Genomic DNA, 14,726 nt, shown 5'->3' on the forward strand with positions numbered 1-14,726 from the left:
TCTAATTCCGTACGGCAATCATCAAGGCCAGCTCCTTATAGCGCATGTTAAATTTCTTAGCGATGCTGGCATTGGTGAGAGAGCCTTTGTAGATGTACACGCCCGAGCGGAAATGCTCATTCGTGAACAGCACTTCATTAATGCCGCCGTGCTGACTGATTTCCTGCAGTATGGGCGTGAAGATGTTGCTCAGGGCATTGGTAGCCGTGCGGGGCACGCGCGAGGCAATGTTGGGCACGCAGTAGTGAATCACATCATACTTGCGGAAGACGGGCTTGCTGTGGCTGGTCATCTCGCTGGTCTCAAAGCAGCCGCCCTGGTCGATGCTTACGTCGATTATCACGGAGCCCGGTGCCATCTGCGAGACCACATCTTCCGACACCATGAACGGAATGCGGCCTTCCTCGGCGTTCAAGGCCCCAATCACCACGTCGGCGCGGCGAATTTGCTGGTTTAGGGCGTAGGTATCGAGGGTGCTGGTGTAGAGCTGGGGCGTGCACAGGTTCATCTTTAGCCGGCGCAACTTGTAGAGGTGGTTGTCAAACACCTTCACCTCGGCGCCTAGGCCAGTGGCGGCGCGAGCGGCGTATTCGGCCACCGTACCAGCCCCGAGGATGACCACCTGGGATGGGGGTACGCCCGTAATGCCGCCCAGAATGATGCCCTTGCCTTCGTTGGAGCGGGCCAGGTACTCGGCCGCAATTAGCATCACAGTAGAACCGGCAATTTCGCTCATGGCCCGCACCACGGGGCGCGCGCCAGATGGGTCTTTAATCAGCTCGAAGCTGATGGCGTTAATTTTCTTACGGGTGAGGGCCGTGATATATTCGCTGGTGAGCGAGCCAAACTGCAGAGCCGAAATCAGGGTTTGGCCGCCTCGCATGAACTCGATTTCATCGTAGGTGGGCGGGGCCACCTTCAGAATGATATCGGCCTCAAACACCTCCTTTTGGGAGTAGGCAATGGTGGCGCCCGCCTCAGAGTAATCGTGGTCGGAGTGTTTGCTGGGCTCACCGGCTCCGCTTTCCAACAGCACCTCGTGCCCTGCTTCTACTAAGTGCTTCACCGCCTCGGGGGTGAGGCAAATGCGGTTTTCTTGCAGTGAAGTCTCGCGGGGCAGCCCGATAAACAGCTTGCGCTTCCGTGTTTCCACGGCCAGCATGGATTCCTGGGTGAAGTAAGCGCGGCTCGTAGCCAGCGACTCAAATCCGGGGGGTACTGCTTCGGGCATTTTATTTGATTAAAAATCAAGAATTAAAAATCAAAAATCTTGATTAGCAGCTCATTAAACGTTTTAGGACGCCCAATGGCTCAACTCTTAATTTTTAACTTTCAATTTTTAATTCCCTGGTTTCTAGGCCAGTGACGGTGAGCGTTATAAGCAGTCGATCCGGAGGTAACAGGTCCTCAATACGGCTAGGCCACTCTATTAGGCAAAGATAGCCAGAATCGAAGTACTCCAACGCCCCAATGCCTTCGGCTTCGCGCGGATTGTCGAGCCGGTAGAAATCGAAGTGATAAATCGGCTGGTTTTGAGCGTCGCGGTACTCATTCACCAGCGAGAACGTGGGGCTGCTCACTTCGTCCTGCACGCCGAGGGCTTGGCAGAGGGCCTTGATGAACGTGGTTTTACCCGCCCCCATCTCCCCTTCAAAGCAGATAATAGAATGCCCCCGCAGGGCCTCACGGACTTGGGCAGCGGCTTCGGGCAGCGCAGCTAGACCAGGAATTTCAAGAGTTAGCAGAGACATAAGCAGGCAAATAAGCTGCAAGTTTACGAGGCCTAGGCCACTCCTGCACTAATAACTAAGCGGGCTAATTGTTCTGAAAAGGGAAATAGAAAATCCTTCAAAACCATGTACTCTGTTACCTTTGGCCGACCCAAAACACACAGCTCATGCAAGTTTCGAGAATGGCCGGCAGCCTGATAGGCTCCGAAATCATCAAAATCGGCAATGAAGTCAATGACATGATTCGCAAGGGGGAGCAAATCTGCAACCTCACCATCGGCGACTTTGACCCGTCTATTTTCCCAATTCCAGAAGAGCTCCAGCAGGAAATTACCCTGGCCTACCAAGCCGGGCATACCAACTATCCGCCTGCTAATGGCATGGCTGGCCTGCGCGAAGCCGCGGCTACGTTCACTAAAACTCGCCTGGGCCTGGAGTACTCTCCTAATGATTTTCTGGTAGCGGGCGGCTCCCGCCCCCTCATTTACGCTACTTACCTGGCCGTTGTGGACCCCGGCGACAAAGTGGTTTTCCCGGTGCCAAGCTGGAACAACAACCACTATTGCCACCTCTCCTCTGCCCAAGGCGTAATGGTGGAAACCCGCGCTGAAAATAACTTCATGCCTACGGCCGAGGAACTGGCCCCGCACTTGGAAGGCGCGACGCTGCTGGCTCTGTGCTCCCCACTCAACCCCACCGGCACTGTGTTCACCCGCGAAGGTCTGGAGGCTATCTGTGACCTTGTGGTGGCAGAAAATAAGCGTCGCCAGCCGGGCGAAAAGCCGCTTTACTTGCTCTACGACCAAATTTACTGGCTCCTAACCTTCGGTAACACGGAACACTACGACCCCGTGAACCTGCGGCCGGAGCTACGCGACTATACTATCTATATTGATGGCATCTCGAAGTGCTTAGCCGCCACCGGTGTGCGGGTTGGATACGCATTTGGCCCAGCAGTAGTAATTGATAAAATGAAGGCCATCCTAGGCCACGTAGGTGCCTGGGCACCGAAGGCTGAGCAGGTAGCTACGGCTAAGTACCTGCCCCAAACGGACCAAGTTGATGGCTTCCTAGGTGCGTTTAAAGAAAAGGTACAGCGCAGTCTGGAAACTCTCCACCAGGGCTTGCAGGCGCTAAAAAACGAGGGGTACCCCGTCGACTCGATGGTACCGATGGGCGCTATTTACCTTACGGCTAAGCTAGATGTGCTCGGCAAGACTACACCTTCCGGCCAGGTGCTCGCCACTACCAAAGAGCTAACCTCCTACCTCATTAGCGAGGCTCGGCTGGCTTTGGTGCCCTTCAGCGCCTTTGGTAATGAGCATACGGCGCCGTGGTTCCGCATGTCGGTAGGTGGTGCCTCTCTCGAATCTATTGAAGCTGCTCTGCCCCGCCTACGCTCTGCCCTTGACGCCCTAGTGTAAATTACTGCTTCATCTCTAGCAGTTTATAGCAACGCCCTGCTCACCCTACCTGGATGTGAGCAGGGCGTTGCGCTTATATATGAATTTTAAATGAGCAGGCTGGCATACACGGCGGTCAAAGTTTTCCTAAAATGGGTAATATGCCTATCTTTCCGATCAACTGACCTGCATTCTGGTAGCGGAGTAGCGACTTCTTCTAGGTGCCATCCCTCCTTTCCAAACCTATTGCACGATGTTGCTTCACAACCAACTCATCGTGTCTATGCCATTTGCTTTGCCCAGTTCTCTGGGCCGTTTGGGGCTGTTAGCTAGTGTAGTGCTGCTTCCCGTTTCTTTGTTTGCTCAGGGCCAGTCGGCTCCGGTGCGCGGCTTGGTTCGCGCGGCTTCTGGCGGCCCCCTCGAATACGTTTCGCTTACCCTGCACCGGGCTACCGACTCAGTGGCCGTGAAAACCGAATTCAGTGATAGCCAAGGGGCCTATCTGCTACTTGCACCTCCCGGTCGTTATGTAGTATCTGGGGCGCTGGTGGGCTATGGCCGCACCTGGACGCAGGCTTTTGAACTACCTGCTGAGGGTCTTTCGCTGCCTGCTCTGGAACTGGCAGCTACGGCGGCCACTAGCTTGAAAGGCGTTACCGTTACGGCTCAAAAGGAACAATTTGAGCGCCTCCCCGACCGTACCGTGGTCAATGTAGAAGGCACTCCCCTAAGTGCCGGTAACACCATGTTGGATGTGCTGGGCCGTGCGCCAGGCGTAACGGTGGGGGGTAATGATAACCTGGCATTGCGGGGAAAGAGTGGGCTCCTGATCCTGGTTGATGGCAAGCGGGTGCCCCTTATCGGGACTGAACTTGCCGACTACCTCCGGGCATTACCTGCCGAGCAGGTCCGGAGTGTTGAGCTGATTACCAACCCGCCGGCCAAGTATGATGCCCAAGGGGGAGCCGGTATTATCGCCATCAACTTAAAAAAGGATCAACGCCTGGGCACCAATGGCAGCGTGAACACCAGCTACGGGCGCGGGCAATATGGCAAGTTCACCTCGGGCTTCTCTCTTAATCATCGGCAAAAGAATATCAATCTGTTTGCCACGTATTCTTACGCCGATCGGCAGAGCTTTCAGCGGCTCAACTTCTCCCGAACATATTTTCAGGATGGCGGCCAAGTTCGCAGCCGAAGCTTGCTGTACAATGATACGCGGGGGCATTTACAGTCGCATACCTGGCGCACGGGCTTCGACTATACCCTTTCTAAGAATACCCAACTGGGAGTGGCTGTAAGTGGCCTAAGCAGCCGTGTTCCTTCCCAAGGGGCTAACACGGGCCAATTTCTGGACCCGGCGTGGGTGCCCACGACGCACTTCACTTCTGATAACTACCGCAACCTACGCACGCCTAACCAAACGGCTAACCTTTCGGTACGCCACCGCTTCACTCCTGATTCTCTGGGTACCCCAGAACTTTCGGCCGATTTTGACTACGGCCACTACGGCACCTACCGCGACCTTGACCTCTTCACGTCCTATGACCTACCGTCTGTGCTGAAGACTCGCCTCATCGGGGACCAGAATGGCCAGCTGTCCATCTGGTCGGGCAAAGCCGACTACATCCGGCCCCTGCGCCACCATCTGCGCTTAGAGGCCGGGGTAAAGATCAGTCGGGTTAATTCCGATAATGATGTTTTATTCCTCCAAGACAAGGACGGCACCTTGGTTGTAGACCCGCGGAGTACCAATCAGTTTCATTACGATGAAGACATTCGGGCGGGGTATGCCACCTTATCGCACACCCGGCCAGGGCTGACGCTTACGGCTGGCCTACGTGGCGAACAAACGGCAGTAGAGGGCCGGCAAACTGTAGGCAACGCCAGTTTCACCCGAAACTACTTTCAGCTGTTTCCTAACCTGAGCCTTGAGCGCACCCTCAGCCCTGCCCATACGCTGTCCTTGACATTTAGCCGCCGTATAGACCGCCCCACGTACAACGCCCAGCTAAATCCGTTCCGCTCCTATATCGATGCTGTTTCTTACCGGAGTGGCAACCCCAACCTCTGGCCCCAAACCAGCCTCGTGGCCGAGCTCACGCATACCTTCAAACAGAAGCTCGTTACGGGTATGAGCTATACGCGAACCTCCCGCCCTATTGTGGGGGTAAGCCGATTGGATGCTGACGGTTTGGTGGTAGCTACCTTTGAGAACCTGAGCGCTCAGCACTACTACGCTTTTACGTTTACGGCTCCGCTCAAACCCACCAAATGGCTGAACCTCTACGCCAACGCTGAGGTATTCTACATTTATTTCGACGGGCAATTAACCGATGGTTCTAGGCCTGCTGCTGCTCGTCCGGCCGCTATTTTCAGCAGCAATGCCAGTGTAACGCTGGGTAAAGGCTGGACCCTCGACCTCAATGGCAACTACCACACGCCCGAGCGGTATGCTTTTGAGCGGGTTAAATCTTTCGGGCAGCTTGCGGCGGGGGTGCAAAAGGGTCTGGGCAGTCATACCTCCCTTCGATTTAACGTGACCGATATATTCTATACCGCTCCCCTGCGATCCACTGCTACTTACGTTCCTCTGCAGGAAACCTTCCGCAACCGCCAAGATTCGCGCGTGGCCACTCTGGCTTTCAACTACCGCTTTGGTAATGATAAGGTGGCTCCTTCTCGTAAGCGTGCAACTAGTGCCGAGGATGAAAAGCGCCGCGCCGGAAACGTGCAGTAGTAACCGTAAAGCATCGCCCCTGAAGCCGCCCTGCCTAGCAGAGCGGCTTTTTTGTTGCCTGATAGGTACTGCTGTTTTTCTCGTCACCAGACCGGTTTTGCTAGGCCTGTTCCTATCCAGATGAGTTTACATCAAGAAAAGTTTAGTAGCCAGGCAACCATTATGACATAGCATACATCTTTATGATACAACATATTATTATCAGTAACCTTAAAGGTTTCACTTAACCGAACCCATCCTTTGTCATGAACACTTTGTCATTTGAGCTGCTCCCTAGGCCTCTGTTTCTTACGCTCTTAAGTGTTATGTACAGCAGCTACGCTCACGCCCAAACTACCGGCGGATTAACGGGGAGCGTAAAAAGCACCGCTGGCCTTCCAATAGAGTATGCCACCGTAGTGCTACACCGGGCCAGCGACTCAACCGTGGTGAAATCAGAGTTTAGCGACGACAAGGGTAGCTTCCGATTCGAGACGGCAGTGGCGGGACGCTATGTACTATCGGCTTCGCAGGTAGGGTTTTTGCGCGCCTGGAGTAAACCCTTTGAGTTGCCCGCGGCCAGCAGTTCTCCCCTCACACTCACCCTACAGGCCAGCGGCGCTACCAATTTAAAGGAAGTGACAGTGGTTGGGCAGAAGCCGCTTTATGAACGGGAAGCTGACCGCACAATCGTCAATGTAGAGAATAGCACCCTCGCCGCCGGCAATACTACCCTTGATGTACTTCGCCGGGCGCCTGGGGTAACCGTTGATGGGAATGATAACCTGGCGTTACGCGGCAAACAGGGCCTACTGGTGCTCATTGATGGCAAGCGGCAGCCCATGACTGGCTCGGAACTGGCGGATTACTTACGCGCTCTGCCAGCCGAGCAGCTTAAAAACATTGAGCTGATTACCAACCCACCGGCCAAGTATGATGCCCAGGGTGGAGCCGGCATCATTGCCATCAACTTAAAAAAGGATCAGCGCCTGGGCACCAACGGCAGCGTGAACACCAGCTACGGGCGCAGCTTCTTTGGGGGTAAGTTTACGTCTACCCTCTCGATGAATCACCGCCGTAAAGGGTTGAACATCTTCGGCAGCTACACATACGCTGACCGCCAAAACCAGCCCCTGCTAACCATCAGCCGCGATTTCTTTGCGGTGCGGGACTTAGGTGACAACCAAGTCAGCCGCACGTTTACGGGCAGTAGTGAGCAGGAAAACCGGATTCAGGTGCACGGCCGCAACCACGCCGCCAAGGCCGGCCTCGACTATACGCTTTCGGAGCGTACCACTTTGGGGGTAGCGGTAAATGGCTTTACCAACCAAGTACCCCAAAGAGGTACTAATCTCACGCAATTTTTTGACGCCGATGGTGGCCTACTCGAAACGTATCGGTCTAGCAATGTGCGTACCTCCCACTCTCCCAATGGTGCCGCTAACCTAAACTTCAAACATACCTTTCCGGCCGACTCAGGTGGTACTCGTGAATTAACTGCCGATGCTGATATTGCCCGCTACTCCACCGTCCGGACCCAAAACCTAACTACCCAGTACGAAGGCAGCCGTCCGCCCTTTGTGCTCCGCGGCGACCAGGAAGGCGAGCTTTCCATAAAATCGGTAAAGGCTGATTACGTGCAAACCCTCAGCAAGCAGCTGCGTTTGGAGGCCGGAGCCAAAATCAGCCAGGTATATTCTGATAATGATGTGCTCTTCCTCAACAATCTCAGCCGGAGTGGCCTAGACTCAGTGGATGTGGGCAAAACCAACCGGTTCCGCTATAATGAGAATATTAATGGGGCGTACGGCACGCTGACTTTCACGCCACAGCCGGGCCTTACGCTCACGGCCGGTCTGCGCGGCGAGCAAACGAATGCCACTGGTCGCCAGGCGGTAGGCAACGAGGGCTTCGACCGGAACTACTTCCAACTGTTTCCCAGCGCGGCCCTTAAGCGCCAGCTAAGCAAAGACCATGAGGTATCGCTCTCACTAAGCCGCCGGATCGATAGGCCTAGCTACAACCAGCTCAACCCCTTCCGGGTGTACATTGATGCTACCACCTATGGCTCTGGCAACCCCAACCTGCGCCCCCAAACGAGCTACAACGTGGAGCTGAACCACACCTTCAAGCAGAAGTTTACTACTGGCCTCAACTATACCAACACCCACCTGCCCATCATTCAGGTGGTGCAGCCCGCTCCTTCCTCCGAAGGACGGCAGCAGGTAGTATCTACCAGCGTAAACCTGCAGGCTCAGGAGTACTACGCCCTAAATCTGACGGTGCCCTTGGAACCGAGAAAAGGCTGGAGTATCTACAACAACGCGGTGGTATACTACTCCCGTTTTACGGGCAACCTAGCCGGTACAAACCTCAACCGGGGCCGGGCTGCCTTCAACCTGACTAGCAATAGCTCGTTCGCATTTGGCAAGGGGTGGGCAGCGGACTTGAGCGGCTCGTATCAGTCGCGGGAAGTTTATGGCTTCCTCGATGTGCGCCCCCAAGGCCAAGTAGCAGTGGGCGTACAAAAATCAGTGTGGGAGCGTAAAGGCACGCTGAAGCTGAATATGACTGATATCTTCTTTACTAGCCCTGTTCGAGCTACCTCAGCCTACGCCAACTACGTGGAGTACTTCTATCAGCGCCAAGACTCCCGCGTAGTGACTCTCTCCTTCGCCTACCGCTTTGGCAATGATAAGGTAAGCCCTAACCGCCGCCGTACGGGCGGCGCGGAGGACGAAAAACGCCGGGCCGGTTAAGCGTAGTGGCCTAGGAGCTTATAGTGCTTTACACCCCAACGGCCGTGCAGCAAGCGGAAACAATTGTCACCAGTTGTTTCTGCTTGCTGCACGGCCGTTGGGGTGTCGGGCTCAAGGCCTAGGCTACTTCTTATCCTTTAAAGGATCGTGCCCCCAATTCATCAGAGAGTAACGCCACCGCGACGTTTCTATATCTTCCTCATGATGTGGGCCCTGGCCAAGGTGGCGGCTCACGTAGCTGTGCACTTTGTGCATGTGCGCCTCATCATCGGCGGTGAGGTCAGCCTTCTTCTTATGCAGGATCTGGATGATATGCTCTCCCGATTTATGCCCTATGCTGGTGCCGTCGCCACTATCCTGGCCTACAGACTTAGATTCTTCAGTCTTGAGCCATTTTTCCAGCTCACCGGCGGTCATGTTCACGTCCTGCTTAAACTCGGAGTAGATATCCGAGGCAGAAGATGCAGTAGTTGCCATACGCGTATAGAGTTAAGTGACAGAGCCCGCCAACCAGCGGGACTCTGTTTTTATTACGTAAGCCTACCTCGGCAGTTTATACAACTCTTTGTCTTGCTGACGGTTTTCTGCTGCTCACTCTATGGCCGTAGGCTAAGGGGCTATTCGGTGGGGCCGGTATCAACGGTGCTCTCCAGCTTCGACTGCACAGACGTAGAAACCGCCGATAATAAGTCTAGGCCAGTAGCTGCTTCAATAGCATCAACACTCACCCGGTACTGCTCCCAATTGCTGCTGATGCTATTATCGTTGGGGGTGTCGATGGCAATAACCCGCGTACTGGTGCTCACACGTGCAACATCGTTATCACCCGTGGGCAGCACCACTATTACCTTCCAGCAGCGGCGAGGCACGGTTACGTGCCCATCATCAATAGTCTGCGTTACGCCCCCGTTAGCACCAGTTCCTCCTCTCCCATAGCTTCCACATAAGATGTAGAGCTCCTTATCATCATTCACCAGGGAGCGGCAGTATTCCTCTAGTCGGGCCCACGTTTGCTGATTGCTACGCGGCGCCTGAGGCATCATATTCGTCATCAGGAACGTAGCCGAGTTATCAGCTGCTGTTTTTGTCCGGTCGGCGGACGGGCAATTATGCCCGCGGTCGAAGCCGGAGCCAGTGTAGCTGCTGGCCTGCACCCGGTACCACCCCGCCGGCAATGCCTCGTCGGCCCGGAAATCATCCTGCCGAGCTGCTGAACCACGCCAACTCTTATCGAGGTGCCAGCTGACCCAGTTCGGAATTCCTCTATCGCGGTGGTAGCTAAGCACGTACTGCGGCTTAACCAACAGGTAGTTAGTCGGCTGCTTCACATCTGCTACGGCGCCACTTGGGTTGCCTAGCGTGAGATGAACGCTGCTGGAAGTGGGAGTAGGATCTGATGAATTACTAGAGTCGCAACTAGTAACCGCTGCTAGCACAAACAGCAGGTAGCTGAGCTTTTGTAGTTGTTTCATGCCTGAAAGGTACACAACCACACAAAAACGCCGCTTTATTATACTTAATCTTCTAATTTATTGCACCTCTTTAGGGCAAGTCACCTACAGGAAACCGGGTCAAAAGTCTTGTAGGCCAGTGCGCTAGTGATAGTAGTTGTTGCCTGCCACTTCTGCTTCACCCTCCTGCCCTGCCAGCAACTGCTCCAAAAATTCCGTGTGCGTGACTGGCTGCGAAAACATTGGGAAGTTCTTCTCGCAGGCTAAGCGCTGCTCTTCCTCACTCACAGTAGCGGTGCAGTCGGTGAGAGTATACACGCAGTATCCGTACTCATACGCCGTACGCATTGTTGACTCCACGCAGCAATTAGTCAAGAAACCGGCCAATGCTACGTTCGTTATACCGCTCTGACGCAGCACAAAATCCAGATTGGTACTCAGGAAGCCATCTAGGCCACGTTTGCCCTCAATCACAATGTCTTCGGGTTGAGGCTTCAACTCATCTACAATTTCGGCACCCCAAGAGCCTTGGCGGAAGGAGTTGCTATCTACAACTCCCTTCAGGATGCCATACGGCCGATGGCGCAGTTCCCGATAGTTTTCAGTAAAGCTAATGGGCACATGCAGTATTAGAGCCCCAGCTAGGCGTGCTTGGCGCACCAAATCCTGGGTGTGCTGGAGCATATTGGTTTGCTTCATCACCGTGCGCACGGCCTCATGCAAAGAGCCGCCTTGGGTAGTAAAATCGTTCTGAAACTCAATAAGAATTATAGCAGTAGTGGTTGGGTTCATAGCACAGAACATTTTGAAGAGTATATAGAACAAGTTACTGATTGCTAGCGCCGAAAGCAAGGTCTCAGCAGGGTCTCCGAGAGTAAATAGCATTAAGAAATTGTGTTCTTAAATCGCTCGTGTATGGAATGGAGCCAGTTGCGGCATCTACCAGAAAGACATAGCCCTAACGTCTTTGTCGCTCAACATCTGCTCAGTATTCTAGCTCTCATCTGTATGCTTTTCCGACTTCCGTTTATTGTAGGCCTGTTGCTACTATTTGCACAAACCACCTGCGCCCAACTGCCAACTTCTTCCCAAGCAATAAGGGACCCACGTCCCGACTCGACCCAAAAGGTTATTCGTATAATCTGTGCATCCTCTCTGCCAGTTGGTAATGAACCACTGCATATAGTAGATGGGATACCAGTTTCGCGAGAGCAGTTTGCGGCGTTAAATCCTAATGGAATAAAGAAGATTGACGTTTTAAAGGGTGCACAAGCCACAGCCATCTATGGTTCACGCGCTGCAAACGGCGTTCTTATCATCACTATGAAAAGGCGTTTTAGGCTGAAGAAGTGACCTGCTAGGCCAGTAGTAAGCAAAAAGCACGGAGCGAGCTGCATTGCAACCCACTCCGTGCTTTTCGCTTACTACTGGCCTAGACTTTTACCCTTTAGGGCTGAGCACCACGTACGGGATGATGCATTCCTCCAAAGAAATGCCGCCGTGCTGGAACGTGTCCTTGTAGTAGTTCACGTAGTAGTTGTAATTGTTGGGGTAGGCGAAGAAGTAGTCGCCAACAGTAAATACGTAAGCCGTGCTCACGTTCTCGCGGGGCAGGAAGATGTGCTCCGGTTTGCGCACCGTGTACACGTCGCGCGAGTCGTCGAAGCCGAGGTTTTTGCCGTGCTTGTAGCGTAAGTTGGTGTTGGTGTTTCGGTCGCCCACAATTTTATAAGGGCGCTTCACGCGGATGGTGCCGTGGTCGGTGGTGATGATGAGCTTGCCCTTCTTCTCGGCAATTACCTGCAGCATTTCATACAACGGCGAGTGCAGGAACCACGACTTGGTAATGCTGCGGTACGCAGATTCCTCGGCGGCTAGCTCCCGAATCATGGCCATGTCGGTGCGGGCGTGGGAGAGCATGTCCACGAAGTTGTAGACGATGGCGTTCAGCTTATAGTTGTTGTGCAGGTTGGCCATCTTGCCCAGCAAATCTTTGCCAGCTTGCAGGTTGGTCACCTTGTTGTAGCTGAACTTATGTTTCTGGCCGGCTTTCTGGAACATAATTTCCATGAACTCCGCCTCGTGCATGTTCTTGCCTTCGTCGTCGTCATCCCACACCCACAGGTTGGGGTACTTCTTCTGAATCTCGCCGGGCATCATGCCCGAGAAGATGGCGTTGCGGGCGTAGGCCGTGGTGGTGGGCAGAATGCTGTAGTAGGTTTCCTCAGAGTCTACTGTAAACATCTCGGCGATGATGGGCTCCAGCACCTTCCACTGGTCGTAGCGCAGGTTGTCGATGAGCAGGAAATACACGGGGGTATCGCCGGTTTCCTTGAGCATCGGGAACACGCGCTCCTTAAACAGCTGGTGCGACATCAGCGGCGCTTCTTCGTCGCCATTGATCCAGTCCTCGTAGTTCTCCGTGATGAAGCGGCCGAAGTAGGTGTTGGCTTCGTCCTTCTGCATATTGAACACGTCGGCCATGCTCTTGCCTTCGGTTTCGGCAATTTCCAGCTCCCAGTACACCAGCTTTTTGTACACATCGGCCCACTCTGAGGGGCTGAGCCGGTCGGAGAGCTGCATGCCCAGCTGACGGAAATCGCGCTGGTAACCGCTGTTGGTGGCCTCACTTACCAGGCGCTTGTTATCGAGCACCTTCTTCACCGAAAGCAGAATCTGGCTCGGGTTTACGGGCTTGATGAGATAATCGGCAATTTTGGCCCCGATGGCCGATTCCATAATGTGCTCTTCCTCACTCTTGGTAATCATTACCACGGGCACGGTAGGCCGAGTGGCTTTGATTTCAGTGAGGGTTTCCAGGCCCGTCAGGCCCGGCATGTTTTCATCCAGGAACACGATGTCGTAGGTCTGCTCCTGAATCTGCTCAATGGCGTCGGCCCCGGAGTTTACGCCGGTTACGTCGTAGCCTTTTTCCTGCAGAAAGAGAATATGGGGTTTCAGGAGGTCGATTTCGTCGTCGGCCCAGAGGATGCTGTAACGTTGCATATAGAGTGGAAAGGTTTACGCTTTGAAAACAACCCTTCGTAGTGGCCTAGAGTGGCCTACCGGCGGGTTGGGAATGGAAAAACACGGCTCAACTGCTGGCCAAGGGCGTTCGGGCTAAAGAGCACAGAATGCCTGGACCCGTTGCAAATGAGGTTTCGTAAGTAGCTTTACTGCCAATCCCTAGTTTTTGGTTTTCAAAAATTACCCTAATCCAATATTTCGGCGTTAACTCCGCTGTAAAGAAGCTGAAAATTGTTGATTTCAGCTTCTAAAGGCAATTGAGTTATACACCAACTCCGCGTTTTACTCTCCCGACTGGCCTAGTCCTTCTACCAAACCCCATCGTTCTTCGAGGCCCGAAGCTTACGCTTCGCGCTCCTGCCCTGATGAATAAAAAGAAAATCTTCAACGACCCGGTCTACGGCTTCGTCACGATTCCTACCGAGTTGCTGTTCGACCTGATCGAGCATTCCTACTTCCAGCGCCTACGCCGCATTCAGCAGTTGGGCCTGACCATGTTTGTCTACCCAGGGGCTCTGCACACGCGCTTTCACCACGCATTGGGGGCTATGCACCTGATGACGCTGGCCCTGCGGACACTGAAAGACAAAGGTATCAAGATTTCAGCCAAGGAAGGTGAGGCCGCAATGGCGGCCATTCTGCTGCACGATATCGGCCACGGCCCCCTCTCCCATGCCCTGGAACGCAGCATCTTCCATGAAGTGCACCACGAAGAGCTGAGCCTCCACCTCATGCGCAAGCTCAACGCGGAACACCACGGGGCGCTCGATCTGGCCATACAGATCTTTGAGGGCACCTATACCCGCCCCTTCTTCCACCAGTTGGTGAGCAGCCAGCTGGATATGGACCGCCTAGATTACCTCAACCGCGACTCCTTTTACACTGGGGTACAAGAAGGCCGCCCCGGCGCCGACCGCCTCATCAAAATGCTCACGGTGGTAAACGAGCGACTGGTGCTAGAAGAAAAAGCGGTGTATAGCATTGAGAACTTCTTGGTGAGCCGCCGCCTGATGTACTGGCAGGTGTACCTGCACAAAACGGTAACGTCGGCGGAGCAGATGGTTATCCGGATTATGCAGCGGGCTCGCGACCTGGTGCGCGCCGGGCATCACGTACCAGCTTCGCCCGCGCTCCACTTCTTTTTGTCAAGGAATGTTTCGCAGAAGGAGTTTGAGCAGGACGACCAAATTTTGCGCCGCTTCACCCGTCTCGATGACACCGACGTGTGGAGCGCCGTGAAGCTCTGGGCCGACCACCCCGACACCGTACTAAACTACCTGGCTCAAAGCCTGCTCGACCGCCACTTGTTCAAGATCAGTCTGCAGTCGGAGCCCTTTGAGGAAGAATTTAAGCTGGGAATTATTGAGCTGATTGCTGAGCATTTCCGCTTGCCCCACGACGAAGCGGCCCAGTTGATGATTGCAGGCCGCATCAGTAACAACGCCTACGACGCCGATGGACAAGACACCATTGATGTGCTCACAAAGCGCGGCAAAGTGGTGAACGTAGCGGAGGCTTCTGACTTGCCCAATATTAAGGCGCTAGGCCAGCGAGTGGAGAAGCATTATATCTGTTACCCTAAGGAAATTCTTTAACGCTGAGCGCGTTATAGGCCTAGCGGCGGCACCTGGCTTGCC

The 14,726-nt window shown here is 54.1% G+C and carries 11 protein-coding genes; 5 read left to right on the forward strand and 6 right to left on the reverse strand.

What is annotated here, in order from left to right; all coding sequences use genetic code 11:
• Position 1: 1 nt before the first annotated feature.
• Positions 2-1,231 carry an alanine dehydrogenase gene (locus tag EU557_RS12045; protein ID WP_135530701.1) on the reverse strand — a complete coding sequence of 410 codons (1,230 nt, stop codon included), beginning with the start codon at positions 1,229-1,231 and terminating at the stop codon, positions 2-4.
• A gap of 94 nt (positions 1,232-1,325) precedes the next feature.
• Positions 1,326-1,751 (reverse strand): tRNA (adenosine(37)-N6)-threonylcarbamoyltransferase complex ATPase subunit type 1 TsaE, encoded by a 426-nt coding sequence (tsaE, locus tag EU557_RS12050; RefSeq protein ID WP_135530702.1) that lies wholly within the window; start codon positions 1,749-1,751, stop codon positions 1,326-1,328.
• Between the two features lie 146 nt (positions 1,752-1,897).
• On the opposite strand from tsaE, the gene EU557_RS12055 reads away from it, so the two are divergent.
• The 3 genes from EU557_RS12055 (at position 1,898) to EU557_RS12065 (ending at position 8,611) form a co-directional block, all read left to right on the forward strand.
• Positions 1,898-3,154: a pyridoxal phosphate-dependent aminotransferase gene (locus tag EU557_RS12055; protein WP_135530703.1), complete on the forward strand. Its 1,257-nt coding sequence runs from the start codon at positions 1,898-1,900 to the stop codon at positions 3,152-3,154.
• A 232-nt stretch (positions 3,155-3,386) separates the two neighbouring features.
• A complete protein-coding gene (locus EU557_RS12060; RefSeq protein WP_245326244.1) occupies positions 3,387-5,873 on the forward strand; it encodes a TonB-dependent receptor in 2,487 nt (828 codons plus the stop codon).
• A 245-nt stretch (positions 5,874-6,118) separates the two neighbouring features.
• On the forward strand, positions 6,119-8,611 hold the full coding sequence (locus tag EU557_RS12065) for a TonB-dependent receptor domain-containing protein (RefSeq protein WP_135530704.1): 2,493 nt from the start codon (positions 6,119-6,121) through the stop codon (positions 8,609-8,611).
• 123 nt (positions 8,612-8,734) lie between these two features.
• Here EU557_RS12065 and EU557_RS12070 read toward each other — a convergent pair whose 3' ends face one another.
• The 3 genes from EU557_RS12070 to EU557_RS12080 all read right to left on the reverse strand — a co-directional run bounded on the left by EU557_RS12070 (position 8,735) and on the right by EU557_RS12080 (position 10,854).
• The gene (locus EU557_RS12070; RefSeq protein ID WP_135530705.1) at positions 8,735-9,088 is read right to left on the reverse strand and encodes a DUF3140 domain-containing protein; all 354 of its coding nucleotides are present in this window, start codon (positions 9,086-9,088) and stop codon (positions 8,735-8,737) included.
• A gap of 140 nt (positions 9,089-9,228) precedes the next feature.
• Complete coding sequence (locus EU557_RS12075; protein ID WP_135530706.1) at positions 9,229-10,083, reverse strand: DNA/RNA non-specific endonuclease; 855 nt, start codon at positions 10,081-10,083, stop codon at positions 9,229-9,231.
• A 123-nt stretch (positions 10,084-10,206) separates the two neighbouring features.
• Positions 10,207-10,854, reverse strand: a complete 648-nt coding sequence (locus EU557_RS12080) for a cysteine hydrolase family protein (protein ID WP_135530707.1) — start codon at positions 10,852-10,854, stop codon at positions 10,207-10,209.
• A gap of 216 nt (positions 10,855-11,070) precedes the next feature.
• On the opposite strand from EU557_RS12080, the gene EU557_RS12085 reads away from it, so the two are divergent.
• Positions 11,071-11,415, forward strand: a complete 345-nt coding sequence (locus EU557_RS12085) for a TonB-dependent receptor plug domain-containing protein (RefSeq protein WP_245326245.1) — start codon at positions 11,071-11,073, stop codon at positions 11,413-11,415.
• Between the two features lie 87 nt (positions 11,416-11,502).
• Here EU557_RS12085 and porX read toward each other — a convergent pair whose 3' ends face one another.
• Positions 11,503-13,068 (reverse strand): T9SS response regulator signal transducer PorX, encoded by a 1,566-nt coding sequence (gene porX / locus EU557_RS12090; protein WP_135436642.1) that lies wholly within the window; start codon positions 13,066-13,068, stop codon positions 11,503-11,505.
• Between the two features lie 386 nt (positions 13,069-13,454).
• On the opposite strand from porX, the gene EU557_RS12095 reads away from it, so the two are divergent.
• Positions 13,455-14,684, forward strand: a complete 1,230-nt coding sequence (locus tag EU557_RS12095) for an HD domain-containing protein (RefSeq protein ID WP_135530709.1) — start codon at positions 13,455-13,457, stop codon at positions 14,682-14,684.
• Positions 14,685-14,726 lie beyond the last annotated feature (42 nt).

Origin of the sequence: Hymenobacter wooponensis (assembly GCF_004745865.1) — a bacterium.
In the GTDB taxonomy this organism is placed as follows: Bacteria; Bacteroidota; Bacteroidia; order Cytophagales; family Hymenobacteraceae; genus Hymenobacter; species Hymenobacter wooponensis.

What these genes read in the sequence shown, in the direction of transcription:
- EU557_RS12060 (WP_245326244.1), top strand. Translation starts at nt 3,387, where the DNA reads ATGTTGCTTCACAACCAACTCATCGTGTCTATGCCATTTGCTTTGCCC.
- EU557_RS12075 (WP_135530706.1), bottom strand. Translation starts at nt 10,083, where the DNA reads ATGAAACAACTACAAAAGCTCAGCTACCTGCTGTTTGTGCTAGCAGCG.
- EU557_RS12085 (WP_245326245.1), top strand. Translation starts at nt 11,071, where the DNA reads ATGCTTTTCCGACTTCCGTTTATTGTAGGCCTGTTGCTACTATTTGCA.
- porX (WP_135436642.1), bottom strand. Translation starts at nt 13,068, where the DNA reads ATGCAACGTTACAGCATCCTCTGGGCCGACGACGAAATCGACCTCCTG.
- EU557_RS12065 (WP_135530704.1), top strand. Translation starts at nt 6,119, where the DNA reads ATGAACACTTTGTCATTTGAGCTGCTCCCTAGGCCTCTGTTTCTTACG.
- EU557_RS12070 (WP_135530705.1), bottom strand. Translation starts at nt 9,088, where the DNA reads ATGGCAACTACTGCATCTTCTGCCTCGGATATCTACTCCGAGTTTAAG.
- EU557_RS12095 (WP_135530709.1), top strand. Translation starts at nt 13,455, where the DNA reads ATGAATAAAAAGAAAATCTTCAACGACCCGGTCTACGGCTTCGTCACG.
- tsaE (WP_135530702.1), bottom strand. Translation starts at nt 1,751, where the DNA reads ATGTCTCTGCTAACTCTTGAAATTCCTGGTCTAGCTGCGCTGCCCGAA.
- EU557_RS12055 (WP_135530703.1), top strand. Translation starts at nt 1,898, where the DNA reads ATGCAAGTTTCGAGAATGGCCGGCAGCCTGATAGGCTCCGAAATCATC.
- EU557_RS12080 (WP_135530707.1), bottom strand. Translation starts at nt 10,854, where the DNA reads ATGAACCCAACCACTACTGCTATAATTCTTATTGAGTTTCAGAACGAT.
- EU557_RS12045 (WP_135530701.1), bottom strand. Translation starts at nt 1,231, where the DNA reads ATGCCCGAAGCAGTACCCCCCGGATTTGAGTCGCTGGCTACGAGCCGC.